Here is a 2,469-nt window from a genome sequence, read left to right as displayed (position 1 = left end):
CGGAGGGCGCACGGCCGTTTCCGGGTGCCTGCGCCCTGTCGTCGGGTGCGGCGCCGTCGTGGCCGAGCGCGCAGTTCCCCGCGCCCCCAGGTGCCCGGGGGCGCCGCCCTACGACGCGCCCGGCCCCCTGTGCTCCGCCGCGATCCCGAACCGCCGGCGTTCGCGGGGAGCGGACGCGACCTCGTGGACCCCGGACACCGAGCTGATCACCTGCTCGTCCCCGACCGCGTCGAGTTTCTCGAGTCGCTCCAGGTCGGCCGCGGAGACGAGGGCGACGAGGGGCTTGCCGTGCCGCGTCACGACGACACGCTCGGCCCCGTACACCACACGGTTGATCAGGTCGGCGAGCTCAGCCCTGGCTTGCGTCACCGGAATCTCGTAGGCCATGCTCCCCATCATAACGTCATGTACGTCCTGTACATTTTTTACAGGACCTCTCCCGGAGGAGGCGTGTGTCATGACCCGACCGTCCGCCCGCCACGGTCTGCCGCGGTTCACGGACCCGTACGCCCAGCTCCTGGAGGAGCGGACCGTCCTCCTCGGGACGCCGATCGACGACGCGTCCGCGAACGAGGTGACGGCCCGGCTCCTGCACCTCGAACACGAGGCGCCCGACCGGGACGTCTCGCTCTGCATCAACTCCCCCGGCGGCTCCTTCGCCGCGATGACGGCCGTCTACGACACGATGCGGTTCATCGGCTGCGAGGTGCGGACCGTCTGCCTGGGACGGGCCGCGTCGGTCGCGGCCGTGCTGCTGGCGGCCGGCGCGCCGGGCAAGCGGTACGCACTGCCCGGGGCCCACGTGCTGATCCGGCAGCCCTCGCTCCCCGAGGCCGTCCGGGGACAGGTGTCCGACCTGGCCCGCCGCGCCGGCGAACTGACGCGCACCCGCGCCCGGCTGGAGGAGATGCTCGCCCGGCACACCGGGCAGGACCGGGAGCGGATCGCGGCGGACATCGAGCGGGACAGGACCCTGGACGCCCGGGCCGCGCTGGCGTACGGGCTGGTCGACCGGATCGTCCCGGACCGCGGGGCGGTCCCCGGCACCTCCGGGACGAGGTGAACCGCCGATGCAGCCGCCCGAGTTGCCCCCGCTGCCGGCACTGACCCGGGCCGAGGCCGAGCTGATCGACCGTTACCTGGAGGTGGTCGACCTGCTCGGCCGGATCAACCCGGCCCACTGCGGCGACACCTACCGCGGACTGCGCGCGGCCCAGGCGCTGGTCGGCCGGGCCGCCGCGCTGCGCGACGCGCTGGCCCTGATGCACCAGCGGGGCGAACACGAGGTGCACGCGCCGACCCTGGCCCGGGCGCTGCGCGTCCTGGACGGCGAGCGGCGGGCGGGCAGGGTCGCCCTGCCGCCCGGCTCCGACACCTGACGTACGCCCGTCCACCCGATGTCACTCGGAGAGGTGACGAGGTGTCCGCGCCGGGCCCGGAAAGAACTGGACGGAATACCCCCGGACAGCGTAGCCACGGCTCGGTTTTCGAGCCCCCGGCAGTTGCGCAACATGCGTACATCCGGGGCGGAATGCATCATTCAAGCGCTGGTGCGAGGGCCCTCGGCCGTCCTGTCACCCACCCGTGGAAAGGGCTGTCCACCCGAACGGGTGAGTGGTGAGTAAGCCCACAAATCGCCGATTCCGCTCGGCTTTTGGGACATGAGTGCGTCAAGATCCCTTTCGACGACAAGCCCCCGCCACAAGCGGCGGGGCGATCCGGGCGGACGCCGAGTCCTGCCGCTGCCCGGATGACCGGTCGACAGAAGTGGATCGGCAGGAGTGGAGGACCCAGGCACGACGGGCCGCCGGAGAGATCCGAGTGGTCCTTGGGGTGAAGCCGCGACAGCGGCCGGGCAACTTCGCCAGCCCGAATCCGACAGGTCATCCTTCACAGGCGGCTGACGAAGGGTTGCGCATGACTGCGCTCAATCGTGTCCCGTCGCTGTTCAGCAGGGCCGGCACCGCATCGGCCCTCACCATCGCCGCGGTCGGCGGTGGTCTCGTGGCCCCGGGCTTCGCGTCCGACGCGGAAGCGGCCACTCCCGCGACGAAGGCGCTCCAGGTGGCGGCCTCCAAAAAGGGCTCCCCGTACAAGTACGGAGCCGCGGGGCCCAAGCGCTTCGACTGCTCCGGCCTCACGCTGTACTCGTTCAAGAAGGCGGGCAAGAGCCTGCCTCGCACGGCCGCGGCCCAGTACAACAAGACGAACCACATCTCCGCCTCGAAGCGGAAGCAGGGGGACCTGGTCTTCTTCCACTCGGGCCGGAACGTCTACCACGTCGGCATCTACGCCGGAAAGGGACGGATCTGGCACTCCCCGAAGAGCGGGGACGTGGTGAAGCTCCAGAAGATCTGGACGAAGAGCGTCTGGTACGGCCGGGTCAGGTGATCCGCCCGCGGGGCGGCCGGGGGATCCCGCGGCCGCCCCGCGAAGGCTCCGGCGTGGCCTCGGCCGTTCGGTGGCGGT

Annotated in this window: 4 protein-coding genes and 1 riboswitch; of the genes, 3 read left to right on the top strand and 1 reads right to left on the bottom strand. The window is 71.5% G+C overall.

The window, feature by feature from the left end; translation table 11 throughout:
* Positions 1-108 precede the first annotated feature (108 nt).
* Positions 109-387: a type II toxin-antitoxin system Phd/YefM family antitoxin gene (locus HO151_RS00720; protein WP_173894202.1), complete on the bottom strand. Its 279-nt coding sequence runs from the start codon at positions 385-387 to the stop codon at positions 109-111.
* Between the two features lie 70 nt (positions 388-457).
* Here HO151_RS00720 and HO151_RS00715 point away from each other — a divergent pair, with 70 nt between their 5' ends.
* From HO151_RS00715 to HO151_RS00705, 3 genes are all read left to right on the top strand, one after another.
* A complete protein-coding gene (locus HO151_RS00715; protein WP_173894201.1) occupies positions 458-1,063 on the top strand; it encodes an ATP-dependent Clp protease proteolytic subunit in 606 nt (201 codons plus the stop codon).
* Between the two features lie 7 nt (positions 1,064-1,070).
* A complete protein-coding gene (locus HO151_RS00710) occupies positions 1,071-1,379 on the top strand; it encodes a hypothetical protein (protein ID WP_173894200.1) in 309 nt (102 codons plus the stop codon).
* 338 nt (positions 1,380-1,717) lie between these two features.
* Positions 1,718-1,914, top strand: a riboswitch (cyclic di-AMP (ydaO/yuaA leader).
* A 3-nt stretch (positions 1,915-1,917) separates the two neighbouring features.
* Entirely contained in the window at positions 1,918-2,391 is a 474-nt protein-coding gene (locus tag HO151_RS00705) for a C40 family peptidase (protein ID WP_173894199.1), read from the top strand.
* Positions 2,392-2,469 lie beyond the last annotated feature (78 nt).

This window comes from Streptomyces sp. 8P21H-1 (assembly GCF_013302945.1).
Note: the sequence above shows the minus strand (reverse complement) of the source record. Positions and strands in the feature narration are given on the sequence as shown.

Coding starts and splice junctions, on each gene's coding strand:
- HO151_RS00720 (WP_173894202.1), bottom strand. CDS start 387: ATGGCCTACGAGATTCCGGTGACGCAAGCCAGGGCTGAGCTCGCCGAC.
- HO151_RS00715 (WP_173894201.1), top strand. CDS start 458: ATGACCCGACCGTCCGCCCGCCACGGTCTGCCGCGGTTCACGGACCCG.
- HO151_RS00710 (WP_173894200.1), top strand. CDS start 1,071: ATGCAGCCGCCCGAGTTGCCCCCGCTGCCGGCACTGACCCGGGCCGAG.
- HO151_RS00705 (WP_173894199.1), top strand. CDS start 1,918: ATGACTGCGCTCAATCGTGTCCCGTCGCTGTTCAGCAGGGCCGGCACC.